The sequence below is a fragment of the Serratia marcescens genome (assembly GCF_006715005.1).
In the GTDB taxonomy this organism is placed as follows: domain Bacteria; phylum Pseudomonadota; class Gammaproteobacteria; order Enterobacterales; family Enterobacteriaceae; genus Serratia; species Serratia montpellierensis.
Genome location: NZ_VFMJ01000001.1, coordinates 4,877,046 through 4,895,696 on the forward strand (window position 1 = coordinate 4,877,046; position 18,651 = coordinate 4,895,696).

Genomic DNA, 18,651 nt, shown 5'->3' on the forward strand with positions numbered 1-18,651 from the left:
GATAATCCCCTAAAACGCCCGCTATGCCCGCTGGACACAGCTCCCGGCTGTTATTGTTCGTTGTGCGCGCGATGACGCGTATCCCAAAATGCCATCAATAACCCTAACACTAAACCAGCTACGTGTGCCGCGTTGGCGATCGACATTCCTAAAATATCGAAATATCCGGCCACCAGCCACAGCACCGAGAACACCATCAGGCCGCGCGGCAGCATCAGGCCGCGCTCCGGCGCCCGTTCCCCCGTCAGCCACACATAGCCCATCAGCGCATAGACCACGCCGGAAAGCCCGCCGAACAGCGCGCCGCTGAACAGCGACTGTGCCCAGCCGCTGAAGAAGGCCGACACTACCGCCAGCACGAACAGCTTGCCGGCGCCGAGGCGTTTTTCCATCTGGCCGCCGAGATACCACCACCACATCAGGTTAAACAGAATATGCAGCAGGGAGAAATGCAGGAACGCATGGCTGACCCAGCGCCACAGCTGCGTGTATTGGCTGCTGTCTTGCGGCCAGGAGAGCCAGTACATCACGGTATCGTCACCCAGCGCCTGCATCAGGATGTAGACCGCGATGCACAGTACCATCACGCCGAGCGTCAGCGGCCCGGCCTTGCTGCGTAGGGTGTGCAGGTAGGATTCGCTCTGATAGTGCAGGCCGGCGTCGGTATGGCCGGTCTGCCAACTGGCGGCCTGATAACGGCGGTTGAGCGGATCGACCAGAAACTGCTGCAGCTCGTGTTGCACCTGCTCGAGGTGGCTGTCGTCGGCCAGCCAGATTTCCGCCGCCTCGCCGCTGTTGCGCAGCTCAAGCCGGATGCCCTGGGTCGCCATATAGTCGACAAAGGCCAGCGCCAGGCGCGGGTTGGATATGGCGATTACTCTAACCATTGCTCTTCCGTCGTAAGTGAATGATTTTGGCCGCGGCTTGCTCGCCGATGACCCTGACGGCCGATTATAACGTCGAAATCCTGAGCGCTGGCAAACGGATCTGCGAAAAACCCGCGAAAACGCGCATAAAATCGAAGGGAAAGCCCGCCGATGCGCAGCGGGCGGCGGGGATCAGGCAGAGGTTTCCACGTCTTGCGGGTACTGGCGGGCCCAGGCTTCGAAACCGCCGTCGATGCTGTAGACCGCGTCGAACCCCTGGTGCAGCAGGTATTGCGCCGCGCTGCGGCTGCTGTTGCCGTGGTAGCACATCACCATCACCGGCCGCTCGAAGTCGTTTTGCTGCATAAAGGCCGACAAGGTGGCGTTGGTGAGGTGAAAGGCGCCCGGCGTATGCCCGGCTTCAAAACTTTGCGGATCGCGGATGTCGACCAGGGCGGCGCTGCCCTCTTTCCAGCGGGTGTACGCCTGCTCAACGTTGATCGCTTCGAACTGTTCCATACTGCTGACTGCCTCGTAATTGGGGGACGCCGCTATTGTAACCAACTCGGCGGCGTTTAAGACCAGAGTAAGGTTGTGGTTTTGTCACACCAGCAGCACTTCAACGCCTTGCTGACGCAGTTGCTCAACGATGGCGGGATCGGCGGCCCGGCCAGTGATCACCATGGCAATTTGCTCGGTGCGGCTGAACAGCATGCCGGCCCGTTGGCCGACTTTGCTGCTGTCGACCAGTACCACCAGTTTACCGACGTAGTTGAGCATCTTCTGTTCTGCCATCGCGGTCAGCATATCGGTTTTATACAGACCGTCAGCGGTGAGGCCGATACCGCTGGTGAACATCCAGTGCCCGGCGTACAGGGTTGCGTCGCCTTCCTGAGGCGCCAGAGTAATCGACTGGGTTTTGTTGTACTGGCCTCCCATGATCACCACGCTGTCGTGTTCCTGAGCGATCAGGTAATTGGCCAGCGGCAGATAATTGGTGATCACCTGAACCGGCTTGCCGCAAATTTCACGGCCCAACAGAAATGCGGTGGAGCCGCAGTTGATCACCACGCTTTCACCCGGCTGACAGAGCTGTGCCGCGGCCGCCGCAATGCGCATTTTTTCATCGAGGTGCTGGGTTTGGTGGATATTGAGTGGCGTCCAGGCCGGACGCGGAGTTTGTGTGGCTTCGGCGCCGTTGCGTACTTTGCGCAATTTGCCGATTTCATTCAGCTTGTTGATGTCCCGGCGCGCGGTGGCCGGAGAGATGTCAAACGCCGCGATGACGTCCGCCACGGAGATTTGCCCCTTGCGCTGCAAGAGATCGAGAATGGCGTTGTGGCGTTGGGACTCTGTCATGCGGGCTCCGTCGGAGAGAGAAAACGTCGTTGCCTATGATTATATGCGCGCCGTTTGACGATTTGAATCATTCCCGTTCAAAAGCGCGCATCCGTATGCAACACCGGTGGATTACAAGAAAGACTTGAAGGGCAGATCGGGTTCGAGGGTGAAGCAATCATCGAAACCGCGCGGGTAGTGGTACTCCAGATTGTCTTTATCCTGCGGCCAGATGAACTTGCCGCCAACCTGCCAGATAAACGGTTTAAAACCGTATTTGAGCCGGTCTTTCTTCATTTCCCACAGCACGCGAATTTCCTGCGGATCCGCCTGGAAATTCGACCATATGTCATGGTGGAAGGGGATAACGACCTTGGCGTTCAGCGATTCCGCCATGCGCAAGATGTCGGCGCTGGTCATCTTGTCGGTAATGCCGCGCGGGTTCTCGCCGTAGGAACCGAGGGCGACATCGATCTGATGATCGTTGCCGTGCTTGGCGTAATAGTTGGAGTAGTGGGAATCGCCGCTGTGATAAAGGTTGCCGCCCGGCGTTTTGAACAGGTAGTTGACCGCCCGCAGGTCCATGCCGTCCGGCAGGACGCCCGCCGCTTTTTGTTCCACCGGCAGTGTGATGAGCGCCGTTCGATCGAAGGCGTCCAGCGCATGAATTTCAATGTCTTTGATTTTTATCACGTCGCCAGGTTTGACGGTGATGCAGCGCTCAGGCGGCACACCCCAGCCAATCCAGATATCCACGCAGCTTTGCGGTCCGATAAACGGAACGGTGGCGGCGCAATTTTTCAACACCGCCGCGGCGACGTTCACATCGATGTGATCGTTGTGGTCGTGCGTGGCCAAGATGGCGTCGAGCTGGGTAATTGCGAAGGGATCCAGTACGAATGGGGTAGTGCGCAGGTTAGGCTGCAGCTTGCGCACCCCTGCCATTCGCTGCATTTGATGGCCGGTTTTCATCAGTGGGTTGCCGTGACTTTGCTTGCCGGTGCCGCACCAAAAATCGACGCACAGGTTGGCGCCTTCTTCAGACTTGAGCCAGATGCCGGTACAGCCCAGCCACCACATGGCGAAAGTGCCGGGCGCGACGTTCTCCTGCTCTATCTCTTCGTTCAGCCAGGTGCCCCATTCGGGAAAGGTGTTCAATATCCAGGATTCGCGGGTGATGTCGTTGACTTTACTCATGGGTCGTTCCTCGTTGGCGGTGATAATGCAATCACAAATAATCATTTAAAGATTTTATGTGATTTGTTTTGATCGAATCTAGCACCGTTTTTTTCAACTGACAACGATCGAAATACACGTTAACACCGCCGGATTTACGTGCTGCGCCGTCCTTCTATCTCCTTTTTGTTTGATTAACTGCTATTAAATTCAATGAGTAATGAAATGTAAGCTGTCTAATTCATTGAATGTTAGTGGAATTGATTTTTAACTTGCGAGGTTGTTCACAAATAATCATTAATGATCTTTTTGTGATTTCTTGTGATTGGTATGGTGAAGGCGTTACCTGCATGCCAACCTTTTCGGGAGAGCCGTATGGAAACTCTTTACACCATCTTCACTGTCTTTTTTAACCAGGTGATGACCAATGCGCCGCTGCTGTTGGGGCTGGTTACGCTGCTGGGTTACACGTTGCTGCGCAAAAGCGCGGCGGTCATTATCAAAGGCACGATCAAAACCATTATCGGTTTCATGTTGCTGCAAGCCGGTTCCGGCATCCTGACCGGCACGTTCAAACCCGTTGTGGCGAAGTTGTCTGAGGTATACGGCATCAACGGGGCGATTTCGGACACCTATGCTTCGATGATGGCCACCATCGAACGTATGGGGGACGCCTACAGCTGGGTCGGCTACGCGGTATTGCTGGCATTGGCGCTGAACATTCTCTACGTACTGCTGCGGCGTATTACCGGTATTCGTACCATTATGCTCACCGGCCACATCATGTTTCAGCAGGTTGGGCTGATCGCGGTATTTTTCTACATTCTGGGTTACGGCATGTGGACGACGGTATTGTGCAGTGCGCTCTTGGCTTCACTGTACTGGGGCATCACCTCCAACATGATGTTCAAACCGACGCAGGCGGTAACGGAAAACAGCGGTTTCTCGATCGGGCACCAACAGCAGTTCGCTTCGTGGCTGGCGTATAAGGCCGCACCGTATCTCGGTAAAAAAGAGGACAGCGTGGAAGATCTGAAGCTGCCCGGGTGGCTGAACATTTTCCATGACAACATCGTGTCTACCGCCATCGTGATGACGCTGTTTTTCGGCATCATTCTGTGCTCGTTCGGCTTGGACACTCTGCAGGCGATGGCCGGTAAAACCCACTGGAGCATCTATATCCTGCAAACCGGGCTGATGTTCGCGGTGGCGATTTTCATCATCGTGCAAGGCGTGCGCATGTTCGTCGCCGAATTGACCGAGGCCTTTAACGGCATTTCCCAACGTCTGATCCCCGGCGCGGTACTGGCCATCGACTGTGCCGCCATTTATAGCTTCGCGCCCAACGCCGTGGTATGGGGCTTTATGTGGGGCACCATCGGCCAACTGATCGCCGTCGGCATACTGTTAGCGCTCGGCTCTTCCATCATGATTATTCCCGGTTTCATTCCCATGTTCTTTTCTAACGCCACCATCGGCGTATTCGCTAACCACTTTGGTGGCTGGCGTGCGGCGATGAAGATCTGTCTGGTGATGGGAATGATAGAGATCTTCGGCTGCGTGTGGGCCATCAAACTGACTGGGCTAAGCGCCTGGATGGGCATGGCGGACTGGTCGATTCTGGCGCCGCCGCTGATGCAAGGGCTGAGTCTGGGCCTGTGGTTTATGGGCGTGGTGATCGTTATCGCCCTGCTGTACATGTTCTTCGCCGGACGCACCTTGCGTGCGGAAGAAGATGCTGAAAAACAATCGGTTGAATCGGCGTCACGTTAATAGGAGTGCAGATTATGACGGTACGAATCCTGGCGGTGTGCGGTTGCGGACAAGGCAGCTCCATGATCATGAAAATGAAAGTCGACCAATTTTTAACGCAGCAAGGCGTGGATCATTCGGTCAACAGCTGTGCGGTGGGGGAATACAAATCCGAGCTGAATGGGGCTGACATCATCATCGCTTCCACCCATGTCGCGGATGAAATCGTCGTCAGCGGCAACAAATACGTGGTCGGGGTACGCAATATGCTCTCGGCGGCGGACTTCGGTCCGAAGCTGATGGACGTCATCGGCGCGCATTTTCCGCAAGATTTGAAGCAGTGAGGAGCGAGTCATGAAGCTGAGCGATTCGTTGGCGCAGAACAACGCTATTCACCTGCAGGCGGAGGCTGCCGACTGGCGTCAGGCGGTGCGGCTGGGGGTCGATCTGCTGGTGGCCGCCGGCGTGGTGGAGCCTCGCTATTTCGACGCCATTCTGGCCGGCGTCGAACGGCACGGCCCTTACTTCGTGTTGGCGCCCGGCCTGGCGATGCCGCATGGTCGGCCGGAGGAAGGGGTGCTGAAAACCGGCTTCGCCTTGGTCACCTTGAAAACGCCGGTGTGCTTCGGCGATGAGGACAACGATCCGATAGATATCTTGATCACTATGGCGGCGGTGGACGCCAAAACGCATCAGGAGGTGGGGATCATGCAAGTGGTGAACCTGTTTGAAGAAGAGGCGAATTTCGATCGCTTGCGGGCCTGTCGCCACGCGAGCGAGGTATTGGCGTTGATCGACAAAACGTCTACGGCGGCGGCGAATTGAAGGAGACAAACAATGAACACGCATTTACCGATGTTGCAGGTGGCGCTGGATAATCTGTCCATGGCTGCGGCTTACGACACGACTCGCCTGATCGCGGCCGAAGTCGACATCATCGAAGTCGGCACTATTTTGTGCGTGGCGGAAGGCGTGCGAGCCGTACGCGATTTAAAAGCGCTGTATCCGGATCGCATCGTGTTGGCGGACGCAAAAATCGCCGATGCGGGTCAAATTTTGGCGCGCATGTGCTTCGAGGCGAATGCCGATTGGATCACGGTGATCTGCTGTGCCGATATCAATACGGCCAAGGGAGCCCTGCAGGTGGCGCATGAGTTCGGTGGTGACGTGCAGATAGAACTGACGGGGTTCTGGACCTGGGAACAGGCGCAGGCGTGGCGTGAAGCGGGAATTGGTCAGGTGGTGTATCACCGCAGCCGTGACGCGCAGGCGGCGGGGATATCCTGGAGCGATGACGATATCCGCGCGGTTCGTCGCCTGAGCGAGATGGGTTTTAAGGTGACGGTCACCGGCGGACTGGCGCTGGAGGATTTGCCTCTGTTCCAGGGGATCCCCATCCATGTCTTTATCGCCGGACGCAGCATTCGCGATGCCGCCGATCCGGTCGCGGCGGCGCGGGAATTTAAACGTGTCATCGCCCAGCGGTGGGGCTGAGGAGCGGTTATGTTGCACAAATCCGTGCCGTTGGGCATCTATGAGAAAGCGTTGCCGCCGGGCGAGGATTGGCTGACGCGCCTGCAACTGGCGGGTGAGTTGGGATTCGATTTCGTTGAAATGTCGATCGATGAAAGCGACGGCCGCCTGGCGCGGCTGGATTGGAACAGCGAGCAGCGACTGGCGCTGATCGGCGCCGTTGCCGCCAGCGGTGTGCGCGTCCCTTCTTTATGCCTCAGCGCCCACCGGCGTTTTCCGTTGGGCAGTGAAGACGACACGACGCGCGACCGGGGACTGGAGATCGTGCGAAAAGCTATTCGGCTGGCGCAGGATACCGGCATCCGGGTGATCCAACTGGCCGGGTATGACGTTTATTACCAGCAGTCTACTGCGCAGACCCGCGCCCGGTTCCGCGCCGGATTGGTACAGGCGGTAGAGATGGCCAGCCGTGCACAGGTCATGCTGGCGATGGAAATCATGGACTATCCGCTGATGAACTCGATCAGCAAGGCGCTGGGCTATGCCCACTACCTGAATAACCCGTGGTTTCAGCTGTACCCGGATATCGGCAACTTGTCTGCCTGGGACAACGATGTGCCGATGGAGCTCATGGCCGGGCGCGGACATATCGTGGCGGTACACGTTAAGGATACGCGGCCGGGGGAGTTTAAGAATGTGCCGTTCGGCGAAGGCGTGGTCGATTTCACGCGCTGCTTCGAAACGTTGCTTGCGAGCGGCTATCGCGGCCCCTATCTGCTCGAAATGTGGAGCGAGAAAGCACCCGATCCTCTGCAAGCGGTACGGGAGGCACGCGCTTGGGTGGTTGCACGTATGGCTGAGGCCGGGTTGGAAATAGGGGGGGAGCATGCTGGAGCAACTGAAATTGCAGGTCTACAAAGCCAATATGGCGTTGCCTGAACACGGGCTGGTGACTTATACCTGGGGCAATGTCAGCGGCATCGATCGGGCCAGCAAGCTGATGGTGATCAAACCCAGCGGCGTACCTTATGAAACGATGCAGGCTGAGGATATGGTGGTGGTGAATCTGCGAGGAGAGGTTGTTGAGGGGCAGCTGCGGCCTTCATCCGATACGCCGACGCATTTGGCGCTATACCGGGCATTTCCTCAGCTCGGTGGTGTCGTGCATACGCATTCCACCCATGCCACTGCTTGGGCCCAGGCGGGGGAGGCGATACCGGCGTTCGGCACCACCCACGCCGATTATTTTTCCGGCGACATTCCTTGTACCCGCGCGCTGACGGCGGAAGAGGTGGCGCGGGAATATGAACTGAACACCGGTCGGGTGATTATCGAAACCTTGAAAGGACGTGAACCGTTGCACGTTCCCGGTATTCTGGCGTATCAGCATGGTCCGTTCAGTTGGGGCTGCTCGCCGGATGAGGCGGTGCATAACGCCGTGGTGCTGGAGGAGGTGGCGAAAATGGCGTGGATTAGCCGGGGTATTAACCCCGGCCTGAGGCGGATCGATGAGCACCTGTTAGCGAAGCATTTCTGCCGCAAACATGGTGCCGGCGCCTATTACGGCCAGCGCTGACTCTCAGGCGCCGTACCCCATCATCTTCAGCAGCTGCTGCGCCTGCTGCACCGCCTCCTGGCGATGGGCCACGCCGAGCTTCTGGTACAGGTTGCGGATGTGCGTCTTGATGGTGGTGGCCGCCACGTCCAGCTCGCCGGCGATCTGGTCGTTGCTGTAGCCGGAATAGATCAGCCCCAGCACCTGCCATTCGCGCTGGGTGAGCGGGCTGGTGCGGATCAGCTCCGGCACCTGCGGGTGGGTCAGCAGCTTATCGACAAAGTTCTCGTCAAAATGCGCGAACTTGTGTCGATGATGCTGGTTGATGTCGCGCAGGATGCGCTGGGCGCGATGCTGCTCCAGCTCCGGCAGCGTGTTGAGCTGGATCAGCTGGCGCAGCTGCTGTGCCATCGCTTCGCCTTCGATGACGAAATGGCTGATAAAGCCGGTGCGGTTAGCCAGCGACAGCGCTTCGATCAGCGCCTGCTGCGCTTCGCCCTTGCGCTCCTGCAGCCAGTACAGCTGGTTGCTGAGCAGCAGATTGCGGTTCAGATCGCTCACCAGCCGCAGGCGACGGGCATTTTCGTTCAATTCATCCAGCACCACGCCGGCCTCGTCATACTGGCCGAGCAGGATCTGCACCCGCGCGATGTTGCGCCATTGGCCCTGCGTGAAGTGGTTGTCCGCCATGCCGGGTTTTTCGGTGTGGCGCAGCCACTGGGCGGCGGCGGCGGTGTCGCCGGTCATCTGCCATTGGATCACCCGCGATTTGTCGGTGTTGGTCAGCCAGTCGCGATGATAGTGAGCGCCGTGCAGCAGGGTTTCGCAGCGCTGCAGATGCGTATTGGCGTTGTCCAGATCGCCGCGCGCCAGCGAGCATTTGGCCAGCATGGCGATGCACTGCAGTTGCTGTTGCGGTTGGTAGTTCGCCAGGATTTTCAGCCCGGTGCGCGCCGCGTCTTCCGCTTCGTCCAGACGCGACCACGACCACAGGATCTGCGCGCGAATGCGCAGCAGGAACTCGTGCATCGGCAGCTGTTCCAGATGCTGTTCGCGGATCAGTTCGAACGCCTTATCCTGGGTTTCGTAAGCGGCCTGCAGGAAGCCCTGGGCGATGAGGATTTCGCTCTGCTGCAGCAGCGCCCAGAGCGCGTAATGATTGGCCTGATGGCGACGCGCCATCTGTTCGGTTTGCTGCATCATCGGCAGCGCGCGCGCCAGTTCGCCCTTGCAGTGGTGCACTTCACCGGTCACCGAGGTGGCGACGATGCGGCTGTAATAGCTGGACAGCGGCAGGAATTTCAACGCTTCGGTCGCCAGCCGTTCGGCCTCTTCCGGTTTGCCGGCGTTGATCGCCACCTGGGCGCGCAGGGCGTCGAACTCGGCGTGCAGCGTTTGGTCTATCTCGATTTTCTGTTCGCGCATGGTGCGCTCGGCGCGCTCCAGCAGGGTGTTAACCTCGCCGTAGCGGTGCTGGCTCTGCGCCAGCCAGGCCTGCAGCAGCGCCAGCTTGGGGTTTTGGATCAGGCGCTCATAGGGCAGCGCGTTGAGGCACTCTTCCAGCAGGGCCAGCTCGCTGTGGTGGAACAGTGACCAGGCGTGTTGCAGCAGGATATCGCGCAGCATGCTGACGTCGCTGGCCGCCAGCGCGTGGTGAATGGCCTCCGCCGGATACCCCAGCGCCAGCCAGCCCTCGGCGGCGGCGCGGTGCAATCCCGGCAGCTCCAGCGCCAGTTCCCACTGGCAACGCTGGCGCAGGAAAGAGGCGAACAGCGGGTGGAAGTTGAACCATTCGCCGGTGTCGTCCATGCGGTGGATAAACAGCCCCTGGCGTTCCAGTTCCTCCAGCCGTTGCTGGCCGTTATCTTCGCCGGTCAGGCGCACGATCAGCGCGTCGTTCATCGAGCGCAGCACCGAACAGCGCAGCAGGAAGGCGCGCGCATCGGCATCGACGTGATCCAGCACTTCGTCTACCAGGTAATCGGACAGGTGACTGGCGTTCAGCCCCGCCAGGCGCTTGGCCGACAGTTGGGCCGACGAGGCGGACTGGCGGGCCGACAGCGCGATCAGCTGCAGCGCGGTGGCCCAGCCTTCGACTTCGTCGCACAGGCGGCTGCTGTCCTGTTGTTCCATCGGTGCCGCCAGGCGGCAGTCGAAGAATTGTTTGGCTTCCTGGTGGGTGAACGCCAGCTGCTGCGTGCCCATTTCCAGCAGCTGATCGCGCACCCGCAGGTTGGCGATGCCAAGCGGCGGCAGGGTGCGCGAGAGCAGGATCAGCGTCAGGTTTTCCGGCTGATGGCGCAGGAAAAAGCGCATGGCTTCGTGGATGGCGTCGTTGGTGATCAGGTGGTAGTCGTCGATCACCAGGTACAGCGGCTGATGCCAGTCGGCCAGCTCGATAAACAGCTGGGCGAACAGCGCCGACAGGCTGGCGTACTGATGCTTCTGGCTCAGCGCCTCGCTCTTGACGCAGCGGCCACCGCTGGCCTGCTGCAGCGCGGCGATCAGGTAGCTGGCGAAGCGCTCCGGCTGGTTGTCGCTCTCATCCAGCGAATACCAGCCCAGATCGGCCTTGCCGGCCGCCCATTGGGCGATCAGCGTGGTTTTCCCGTATCCCGCCGGGCAATTGACCAGTGTCAGGCGATAGTTGCCCGCGCTGGCCAGTTTGGCCAGCAGGCGATCGCGGATCACGGTATTTTGCAGCCGTACCGGGCGGCTCAGTTTTGATGGGATCAGCATAGTATTCCAGGGTATAAATCGCGGTTCCCGCCGGGATTGGAGTGGCGCTAATTATTTTATGGTTCGTAATTAATAGCTCCCCCTAACTTCTGCCAACCCTAAACGTATTGCAACAAGCTTCCGCATCGGCTTGGAGTTAAGTTGCTATCGATCACACTTTTTTACGTTTGGCGCCGGTGCGCGGCGATGCGGTTGCAGATCGCATTTCCGGCCATGGACAAAACTTCAGCAGTGCGAATACTTGTGCTAACGTCATGGTTAACGTTCTCAGTGCTCGCCGCACGCGTTGGCGGGCTTTTTTGCATCGTTGCAAGGGAGTCAAAAAGTGCCTGAGATCACAATTCCAGCTACGCCCCAATCCTCCTCCCCAGCTAATCCCCAGGCGGGATGATGCCGTCAGGCTTTCTCACCGGCACGATAGCGGCAATTTGACCCACTTACTGGATAGAGAGTTTTCCTTATGTCACAGCCTACGCTCAAGAAGGATGCTTTTCTGGCGGCGCTCGCCCGCCAGTGGCAACGGTTCGGCCTCAGTTCCGCACAACAGATGACGCAGCATCAATGGTGGGAAGCCGTCAGTGCGGCGCTGGCCGAGCAGTTGGCCGCGCAGCCGGCGCCGCGCAAAAGCGCCAAACCGCTGCGCCACGTGAACTACATCTCGATGGAGTTTCTGATCGGCCGGCTGACGGCGAACAACCTGATCAACCTGGGCTGGTACGACACCGTCGAGCAGGCGCTGGCCGAACAGAACGTCAAGCTGGCGGATCTGCTGGAGCAGGAAACCGATCCGGCGCTGGGCAACGGCGGGCTGGGGCGCTTGGCGGCCTGTTTCCTCGACTCGATGGCGACGGTGGAGCAACCGGCCACCGGCTATGGGCTGAACTACCAGTACGGGCTGTTCCGCCAGTCGTTCCAGGGCGGGCAGCAGCAAGAGGCGCCGGATAACTGGCAGCGCGAGAGCTACCCGTGGTTCCGCCACAATGCCGCGCTGGCGGTGGACGTGGGCATCGGCGGCAAGCTGGAAAAGCAGGCCGATGGCCGTGAACTGTGGCGCCCGGCCTTCACCCTGCGCGGCGAAGCCTGGGATCTGCCGGTGCTGGGGTATCGCAACGGCGTGGCGCAGCCGCTGCGCCTGTGGCAGGCGACCCATCAGCATCCGTTCAACCTGAGCGATTTCAACGACGGCAAATTCCTGCAGGCGGAGAAGCAGGGCGTAGAAGCCGACAAGCTGACCAAGGTGCTCTACCCGAACGACAACCATCAGGCCGGCAAGCGCCTGCGCCTGATGCAGCAGTATTTCCAGTGCGCCTGCTCGGTGGCGGACATTTTGCGCAAGCACCATCAGGCCGGCCGCAAGATTGAAGAGCTGCCGAAGTACGAAGTGATCCAGCTGAACGACACCCACCCGACCATCGCCATTCCGGAAATGCTGCGCATTCTGCTGGACGAACACCAGCTGGAGTGGGAGGCGGCCTGGTCGATCACCAGCAATACCTTCGCCTATACCAACCACACCCTGATGCCGGAAGCGCTGGAGTGCTGGGATGAAAAACTGGTGCGCAGCCTGCTGCCGCGCCATTTCTCCATCATCAAACAGATCAACGCCAGGTTTAAAAAATTGGTGGATAAGCACTGGCCGGGCGACGAGGCGGTGTGGGCCAAACTGGCGGTGCACTACAACAAGCAGGTGCGCATGGCCAACCTGTGCGTGGTCAGCGGCTTTGCGGTCAACGGTGTGGCGCAGCTGCACTCGGATCTGGTGGTGAAGGATCTGTTCCCGGAATATCACCAGCTGTGGCCGAACAAATTCCATAACGTCACCAACGGCATCACGCCGCGCCGCTGGCTGAAACAGTGCAACCCGGCGCTGTCGGGCCTGATCGACGAGACGCTGAAGGTGGAATGGGCGAACGATCTCGACGCGTTGCGCGGGCTGGAAAAATTCGCCGACGACGCGGCGTTCCGCCAGCGTTATCAGCAGATCAAACGCGACAACAAGGTGGCGCTGGCCCATTACGTGCACGGCGTGATGGGGTTGACGCTCGACCCGGACGCGATTTTCGACGTGCAGATCAAGCGTCTGCACGAGTACAAACGCCAGCACCTGAACCTGCTGCACATCCTGTCGCTGTATCGCCAGTTGCGCGACAACCCGAATCTGGACATCGTGCCGCGCGTCTTCCTGTTCGGCGCCAAGGCGGCGCCGGGCTACTATCTGGCGAAAAACATCATTTACGCGATCAACCAGGCGGCCGAGAAGATCAATAACGATCCGTTGGTGAAAGATCGCCTGAAAGTGGCGTTCATTCCCGACTACCGCGTGTCGGTGGCCGAACTGATGATCCCGGCGGCGGATATCTCCGAGCAGATCTCCACCGCCGGTAAAGAGGCCTCCGGCACCGGCAACATGAAGCTGGCGCTGAACGGTGCGCTGACGGTCGGCACGCTGGACGGCGCCAACGTCGAAATCGCCGAGCAGGTGGGCGAAGACAATATCTTTATCTTCGGCAATACCGTGGAGCAGGTGAAGGCGATACTGGCGAAGGGCTACGATCCGCTCAGCTACCGCAAGAAAGACAAGCACCTGAAGGCGATTTTGGACGAGCTGGCGAGCGGCGCGTTCAGCCACGGCGACAAGCACGCGTTCGACATGATGCTGCGCAGCCTGCTGGAAGGCGGCGATCCTTATCTGGTACTGGCGGACTTCGCCTCGTACTGCCAGGCGCAGCGCCGGGTCGACGAACTGTACCGCGATCGGGACGAATGGACGCGGCGGACTATCCTTAACACTGCGCGCGTCGGCATGTTCAGCTCGGATCGCTCGATTCGCGATTACCAGCAGCGCATCTGGCAAGCCAAACGTTAAGGAGAGCGAATGGATCGTAAGCGTATCGATCAGGCGGCAGCGCAGGCGGGGATCGCTGCCGATTTCATCAATGCCCACGGCAAGCGGCAGGCGATTGAGCCGGAGACCAAGCGCAAACTGCTGGCGGCCATGAACCGGGCCGATGCCGCGCAGGAAGGGGCCGCATCACCGTTACCGGCGGTCAAGGTGTTCTATCAGGGCGCGCCGCTGGCACTGACCCCGGCGGGCGAAGGCGAGTACCTGTGGGCTCTGCAGCGTGAAGACGGCGAATGCCTGCAGGGGCGCGTCGGGGCGCGCAAGACCCTGACGCTGCCCGGCGATCTGCCGGCGGGTTACCACCAATTGACGCTGAGCCAGGGCGCGCAGCAGTGGCCATGCCGCGTGATCGTCGCGCCGAGGCGCTGCTTCGAGCCGGACGCCTTGCTGACCGGCAAGAAACTGTGGGGCGCCTGCGTTCAGCTGTATACGCTGCGTTCCGATCGCAACTGGGGCATCGGCGATTTCGGCGATCTGCGCCTGATGGTGGAGCAGGTCGGGGAGCGCGGCGGCGCCTTCGTCGGCCTCAACCCGATCCATGCGCTGTATCCGGCCAACCCGGAGAGCGCCAGCCCTTACAGCCCCTCGTCGCGCCGCTGGCTGAATCTGGCGTATATCGACGTCAACGCGGTGGAGGATTTTCAGCGCAGCGACGCGGCACAGCGCTGGTGGCAGAAGCCGGCGACGCAGAAGCAGCTGGCCAAGGCGCGCGCCGCGGAGTGGGTGGATTACACCGCCGTGATGCAGCTGAAGCTGGCGGCGCTGAAGCTGGCGTTTCCGCTGTTTCAGGCGCGCAAGCCGAACGACGGGCAGCGTCAGGCGTTCGAACAGTTCGTGACTGAGGGCGGCGACAGCCTGTATCAGCAGGCGGCGTTCGACGCGCTGCATGCCCATCTGGCGGCCAAAGATGCCCACCAGTGGGGCTGGCCGGCCTGGCCAGAGCGCTATCGGCAGGGGCAGAGCGAAGCGGTGCGGCTGTTCTGCGCCGAACATCAGGACGCGGTCCGCTTTTACCTGTGGCTGCAATGGCTGGCGGCCATGCAGTTTGCGCAGTGTTTTGAGCAGAGCCGGCAGCAGCGGATGCCGATTGGCCTGTATCGCGATCTGGCGGTCGGGGTGGCGGAAGGCGGGGCGGAAACCTGGTGCGACCGCGAGCTGTACTGCCTGAAAGCGTCGGTCGGGGCGCCGCCGGACATCCTGGGGCCGCTGGGGCAAAACTGGGGCCTGCCGCCGATGGATCCGCATGTGATGGCGGCGCGCGGTTATCAGCCGTTCATCGATCTTTTGCGCGCCAACATGACCAGCTGCGGCGCGCTGCGTATCGATCACGTCATGGCGCTGCTGCGGCTGTGGTGGATCCCTTATGGCGAAACCGCCGATCGCGGCGCCTACGTCAAATACCCGGTGGACGATCTGCTGGCGGTGCTGGCGCTGGAAAGTCAGCGCCACCGCTGCATGGTGATCGGCGAAGATCTCGGCACGGTGCCGGTGGAGATCGTCGGCAAGCTGCGCGACAGCGGCGTCTATTCCTACAAAGTGCTGTATTTCGAAAGCGACGGCGAACACCATTTCCGCGCGCCGCAGGCCTATCCGGTGCAGGCGATGGCGACCATCACCACCCACGATCTGCCGACGCTGCGCGGCTACTGGCAAAGCGACGATCTGACGCTGGGCAACCGGCTGGGTCTTTACCCGGACGCGGAGATCCTGCAGGCGCTGTTTGCCGATCGGGAACGCGCCAAGCAGGGGCTGCTGGATGGGTTGCATCGCTATGGCTGCGTGCCGCAGAAGGTGGGCAAGAAGGCGGCGCTGCTCGGCATGAGCCCGCTGCTCAACCGCGGCCTGCAGCGCTATGTCGCCGACAGTGCCAGTGCTTTGCTCGGCCTGCAGCCGGAAGACTGGCTGGATATGGCCGATCCGGTCAATATTCCCGGTACCAGCGATCAGTATCCTAACTGGCGGCGCAAGCTGACTCAGACGCTGGAGGAGATGTTTGCCGACCCGCACATAAACCGCTTACTGAAGGATTTGGACAAACGGCGGCGCAAGGTGTCGGTGGGGTGAAAACGACAATGCCGGAACGGGTTTTCCCTTCCGGCATTGTGTTCTCTACCGCGGTGCGAGCGCCGGAGATTAGTAGTATGAGTGCTCGCCGCGTTGGTGCTCGGTCAAATCACGCACGCCCTTCAGCTCCGGGAATTTCTGCAGCAGCTCTTTCTCGATGCCTTCTTTCAGCGTGACGTCGACCATCGAACAGCCGTTGCAACCGCCGCCAAACTGCAGGATCGCCATGTTGTCGTCGGTGATCTCCATCAGCGTCACGCGGCCGCCGTGGCCCGCCAGCTGTGGGTTGATCTGCGACTGCAGCACGTATTCCACGCGCTCCATCAGCGGCGCGTTGTCATCGACCTTGCGCATTTTGGCGTTCGGCGCCTTCAGCGTCAGCTGGGAACCCAGCTGGTCGGTCACGAAGTCGATTTCGGCGTCTTCCAGATACGGCGCGCTCAGCTCATCGACATAGGCGGACAGTTTGTCGAACTTCAGTTCGGTATCCGTCGCTTCTACCGCGTCCGGCGGACAATAAGAGACACCGCATTCGGCCGTCGGCGTGCCCGGGTTGATCACGAATACGCGGATTTGGGTGCCTTCTTCTTGATTTGCCAGCAGTTTGGCAAAGTGTTCCTGTGCAGCATCTGTTATACGGATCATAGCATTAGCTCAATAGTTGACTTCTATAGTCGGTTATAATACGCCCATTGCCGTGGCACTACAACGTGCGGCAAACGCACCATATCTGCACCGAGGCGGCGCCTTGCCGCCGCAGCAGCACCGCGATCTCCGCGACGGTGCTGCCGGTGGTCACCACGTCATCCACCAGGGCGATATGCCGGTTGGCGACCGAGACGGTGCAGACGAACGCACGCTGCAGATTGCGCCTGCGCGCTCCGGCGCTCAGCCGCTGTTGCAGGGCGGTCTTGCGTACCCGGCGCAAGGCGGCGGGCCGATAGGCACAGCCCAGCCAGCGCGCCAGCGGCCGGGCCAGCAGATCGCTCTGGTTATAGCCACGGCGCCAGCAGCGTGAGCCATGCAAGGGTACCGCTAAAATCAGGTCGGGTCTGTTCAGATACTGCTCTCTGCGCGCCTGCTGCCAGCGCAACAGCATCAGGCGCGCCAGCGTCGGTGCCAGCTCGGGCGCGCGGTGAAACTTGAACCTTCTTACCAGCCGGCTGAGCGGTGCTACGTAGTCGCCGACGAACACCAGCCGCTGCCAGGGTGGCGGCCGTTGCAGACAGCGGCCGCAGGGCGTTTGCGTCTCCCCGGCGGGCAATCCGCAGCGTGGGCAACACGGTGGGTTGGCCGGCAGATGGCGCAGGCAGCAGCTGCAGATGCCGTGACGCATCAGGCTCAACGGCTGTCGGCATAGCCAACAGCGGCTGCGGATTGATAGCATAGAGACTCCGAGACGGGTAAGCATGAAAGGACAATAACCAATGACAGCGCTGTACTGGCAAACAATAGGTGAAGGCGAACGCGATCTTGTGCTGCTGCACGGCTGGGGATTGAACGCTGAAGTGTGGAGTTGCATTCAGGCGCGACTGGCGCCGCATTTTCGCCTGCATTTGGTCGATCTGCCGGGATACGGCCGCAGCCAGGGGTTCGGTGCTCTCTCGCTGGAGCAGATGACGGAGATCGTGCTGGCGGCTGCCCCCTCTCAGGCCTGGTGGCTAGGCTGGTCGCTCGGCGGGCTGGTGGCCAGCCAGGCGGCGCTGATGCAGCCGCAGCGCGTCAGTGGGCTTATCACCGTGGCCTCTTCGCCCTGTTTTGCCGCCCGCGATGAGTGGCCGGGGATCCGCCCGGACGTGCTGAGCGGTTTTCAGCACCAGCTGAGCCTGGATTTCCAGCGCACCGTCGAGCGTTTTCTGGCGTTGCAGACGCTGGGCACCGAGAGCGCGCGCCAGGATGCGCGCCAGCTGAAAGCGGTAGTGCTCAACCAGCCGACGCCGAGCGTCGAGGTGTTGAACGGCGGGCTGGAGATCCTGCGCACCGCCGATCTGCGTGCGCCTCTGGCCGCGCTGGAGCTGCCGCTGCTGCGGATCTACGGCTATCTGGATGGGCTGGTACCGCGCAAGGTCGCCGATCTGCTCGACGCCGCCTGGCCGAATTCTACGTCGCAAGTCGTGGCCAAAGCCGCCCATGCGCCGTTTATCTCTCATCCCGACGAATTTGTGACGATGATCGAAGCGTTTATTGCAGCACATTGAATGCGGCGGGAAAACGCACGATAGGGCGCGAAAAAAAACGCTGCCGGGTGGATAAAAGACAAAGCTGTTCGATACTTAGTGAGTCAATGCGTTGGCTGCAAAATGAAAAGACCGCGTGCGGCGTTTTTCATTTTTGCGTTTCGTCTCTGGGAAACAGGCCCCGTCAGGGAAAGCAACGAGGCCTGAGGATGTCGCGGCAGCCTGCTGTACTACGCATGGATTCTTGACGGCTTTCATAACAGATAAATTATCCATTGAGAGGTTAGTGTCATGAAATCATTGAAGATGATTATTGCAGCGGCAGTGCTGGGTTCGGTGTCTTTCGGCTCCATGGCGGCAACCCTGCTGACCAAGGAAGATCTGGATAAGAACCCGGGTAAATACGAGAAGATCGGCACCGTGACCACCACGGCGCAGACCACCTCGCCGATGGATGCCAAGGATGAGCTGTCCAAACTGGCGGACGAAAAGGGCGGTCAATACTACGTGATCCTGGCAGGCCGCGAGCACGGTAAATTCAGCGCCATCGCTGAAGTTTACAAAGACAAGCAATAAGCCTTCAACGGCAAGGGGCGCCGCTCGGCGCCC

17 protein-coding genes are annotated in these 18,651 nt (G+C 60.2%); 10 read left to right on the forward strand and 7 right to left on the reverse strand.

All coding sequences use genetic code 11. The annotated features are described in order from the left end of the window. Positions 1-50: 50 nt before the first annotated feature. From glpG to ulaG, 4 genes are all read right to left on the reverse strand, one after another. Complete coding sequence (gene glpG / locus FHU12_RS23535; protein WP_141972107.1) at positions 51-887, reverse strand: rhomboid family intramembrane serine protease GlpG; 837 nt, start codon at positions 885-887, stop codon at positions 51-53. 171 nt (positions 888-1,058) lie between these two features. Continuing rightward, positions 1,059-1,385 carry a thiosulfate sulfurtransferase GlpE gene (gene glpE, locus FHU12_RS23540; protein WP_004930790.1) on the reverse strand — a complete coding sequence of 109 codons (327 nt, stop codon included), beginning with the start codon at positions 1,383-1,385 and terminating at the stop codon, positions 1,059-1,061. Between the two features lie 84 nt (positions 1,386-1,469). Next, a complete protein-coding gene (ulaR, locus tag FHU12_RS23545; RefSeq protein ID WP_141972109.1) occupies positions 1,470-2,225 on the reverse strand; it encodes an HTH-type transcriptional regulator UlaR in 756 nt (251 codons plus the stop codon). 111 nt (positions 2,226-2,336) lie between these two features. Beyond that, complete coding sequence (gene ulaG / locus FHU12_RS23550; RefSeq protein ID WP_089196335.1) at positions 2,337-3,401, reverse strand: L-ascorbate 6-phosphate lactonase; 1,065 nt, start codon at positions 3,399-3,401, stop codon at positions 2,337-2,339. Positions 3,402-3,755: 354 nt separating this feature from the next. On the opposite strand from ulaG, the gene ulaA reads away from it, so the two are divergent. From ulaA to FHU12_RS23580, 6 genes are read left to right on the forward strand one after another with little or no spacing between them, the layout of a single operon-like run. After that, positions 3,756-5,153, forward strand: coding sequence for a PTS ascorbate transporter subunit IIC (ulaA, locus tag FHU12_RS23555; protein WP_060424498.1), 1,398 nt, complete (start codon positions 3,756-3,758; stop codon positions 5,151-5,153). 14 nt (positions 5,154-5,167) lie between these two features. Continuing rightward, a complete protein-coding gene (gene ulaB / locus FHU12_RS23560; protein WP_047729673.1) occupies positions 5,168-5,476 on the forward strand; it encodes a PTS ascorbate transporter subunit IIB in 309 nt (102 codons plus the stop codon). Between the two features lie 10 nt (positions 5,477-5,486). Continuing rightward, the gene (gene ulaC / locus FHU12_RS23565) at positions 5,487-5,957 is read left to right on the forward strand and encodes a PTS ascorbate transporter subunit IIA (protein WP_141972111.1); all 471 of its coding nucleotides are present in this window, start codon (positions 5,487-5,489) and stop codon (positions 5,955-5,957) included. 12 nt (positions 5,958-5,969) lie between these two features. After that, positions 5,970-6,626, forward strand: coding sequence for a 3-keto-L-gulonate-6-phosphate decarboxylase UlaD (locus tag FHU12_RS23570; protein ID WP_055316951.1), 657 nt, complete (start codon positions 5,970-5,972; stop codon positions 6,624-6,626). A 9-nt stretch (positions 6,627-6,635) separates the two neighbouring features. Then, a complete protein-coding gene (locus tag FHU12_RS23575; RefSeq protein ID WP_141972114.1) occupies positions 6,636-7,544 on the forward strand; it encodes an L-ribulose-5-phosphate 3-epimerase in 909 nt (302 codons plus the stop codon). Further along, positions 7,495-8,181 carry an L-ribulose-5-phosphate 4-epimerase gene (locus FHU12_RS23580; protein WP_141973075.1) on the forward strand — a complete coding sequence of 229 codons (687 nt, stop codon included), beginning with the start codon at positions 7,495-7,497 and terminating at the stop codon, positions 8,179-8,181. Before FHU12_RS23575 ends, FHU12_RS23580 begins: the two co-directional genes overlap by 50 nt. Before the next feature lie 3 nt (positions 8,182-8,184). On the opposite strand, the gene malT is transcribed toward FHU12_RS23580, so the two are convergent. Next, a complete protein-coding gene (malT, locus tag FHU12_RS23585) occupies positions 8,185-10,899 on the reverse strand; it encodes an HTH-type transcriptional regulator MalT (protein ID WP_141972116.1) in 2,715 nt (904 codons plus the stop codon). 460 nt (positions 10,900-11,359) lie between these two features. Here malT and malP point away from each other — a divergent pair, with 460 nt between their 5' ends. Beyond that, positions 11,360-13,765, forward strand: a complete 2,406-nt coding sequence (malP, locus tag FHU12_RS23590) for a maltodextrin phosphorylase (RefSeq protein ID WP_141972118.1) — start codon at positions 11,360-11,362, stop codon at positions 13,763-13,765. A gap of 9 nt (positions 13,766-13,774) precedes the next feature. Beyond that, on the forward strand, positions 13,775-15,865 hold the full coding sequence (gene malQ / locus FHU12_RS23595; RefSeq protein ID WP_141972121.1) for a 4-alpha-glucanotransferase: 2,091 nt from the start codon (positions 13,775-13,777) through the stop codon (positions 15,863-15,865). 69 nt (positions 15,866-15,934) lie between these two features. Here the strand turns inward: malQ and nfuA are convergent, their stop codons facing one another. Next, positions 15,935-16,510, reverse strand: a complete 576-nt coding sequence (gene nfuA / locus FHU12_RS23600) for a Fe-S biogenesis protein NfuA (protein ID WP_033631902.1) — start codon at positions 16,508-16,510, stop codon at positions 15,935-15,937. 58 nt (positions 16,511-16,568) lie between these two features. Continuing rightward, a complete protein-coding gene (gntX, locus tag FHU12_RS23605) occupies positions 16,569-17,252 on the reverse strand; it encodes a DNA utilization protein GntX (protein WP_141972123.1) in 684 nt (227 codons plus the stop codon). Positions 17,253-17,292: 40 nt separating this feature from the next. Between gntX and bioH the strand changes: the two genes are divergently transcribed. Then, on the forward strand, positions 17,293-18,063 hold the full coding sequence (gene bioH, locus FHU12_RS23610) for a pimeloyl-ACP methyl ester esterase BioH (RefSeq protein WP_141972125.1): 771 nt from the start codon (positions 17,293-17,295) through the stop codon (positions 18,061-18,063). A gap of 270 nt (positions 18,064-18,333) precedes the next feature. Further along, positions 18,334-18,618, forward strand: a complete 285-nt coding sequence (locus FHU12_RS23615; protein ID WP_049202818.1) for a YdgH/BhsA/McbA-like domain containing protein — start codon at positions 18,334-18,336, stop codon at positions 18,616-18,618. Positions 18,619-18,651: the final 33 nt, after the last annotated feature.

Coding starts and splice junctions, on each gene's coding strand:
- FHU12_RS23570 (WP_055316951.1), top strand. CDS start 5,970: ATGAACACGCATTTACCGATGTTGCAGGTGGCGCTGGATAATCTGTCC.
- FHU12_RS23575 (WP_141972114.1), top strand. CDS start 6,636: ATGTTGCACAAATCCGTGCCGTTGGGCATCTATGAGAAAGCGTTGCCG.
- FHU12_RS23615 (WP_049202818.1), top strand. CDS start 18,334: ATGAAATCATTGAAGATGATTATTGCAGCGGCAGTGCTGGGTTCGGTG.
- malT (WP_141972116.1), bottom strand. CDS start 10,899: ATGCTGATCCCATCAAAACTGAGCCGCCCGGTACGGCTGCAAAATACC.
- ulaC (WP_141972111.1), top strand. CDS start 5,487: ATGAAGCTGAGCGATTCGTTGGCGCAGAACAACGCTATTCACCTGCAG.
- glpG (WP_141972107.1), bottom strand. CDS start 887: ATGGTTAGAGTAATCGCCATATCCAACCCGCGCCTGGCGCTGGCCTTT.
- ulaA (WP_060424498.1), top strand. CDS start 3,756: ATGGAAACTCTTTACACCATCTTCACTGTCTTTTTTAACCAGGTGATG.
- malP (WP_141972118.1), top strand. CDS start 11,360: ATGTCACAGCCTACGCTCAAGAAGGATGCTTTTCTGGCGGCGCTCGCC.
- ulaR (WP_141972109.1), bottom strand. CDS start 2,225: ATGACAGAGTCCCAACGCCACAACGCCATTCTCGATCTCTTGCAGCGC.
- glpE (WP_004930790.1), bottom strand. CDS start 1,385: ATGGAACAGTTCGAAGCGATCAACGTTGAGCAGGCGTACACCCGCTGG.
- gntX (WP_141972123.1), bottom strand. CDS start 17,252: ATGCTATCAATCCGCAGCCGCTGTTGGCTATGCCGACAGCCGTTGAGC.
- malQ (WP_141972121.1), top strand. CDS start 13,775: ATGGATCGTAAGCGTATCGATCAGGCGGCAGCGCAGGCGGGGATCGCT.
- nfuA (WP_033631902.1), bottom strand. CDS start 16,510: ATGATCCGTATAACAGATGCTGCACAGGAACACTTTGCCAAACTGCTG.
- bioH (WP_141972125.1), top strand. CDS start 17,293: ATGACAGCGCTGTACTGGCAAACAATAGGTGAAGGCGAACGCGATCTT.
- ulaB (WP_047729673.1), top strand. CDS start 5,168: ATGACGGTACGAATCCTGGCGGTGTGCGGTTGCGGACAAGGCAGCTCC.
- ulaG (WP_089196335.1), bottom strand. CDS start 3,401: ATGAGTAAAGTCAACGACATCACCCGCGAATCCTGGATATTGAACACC.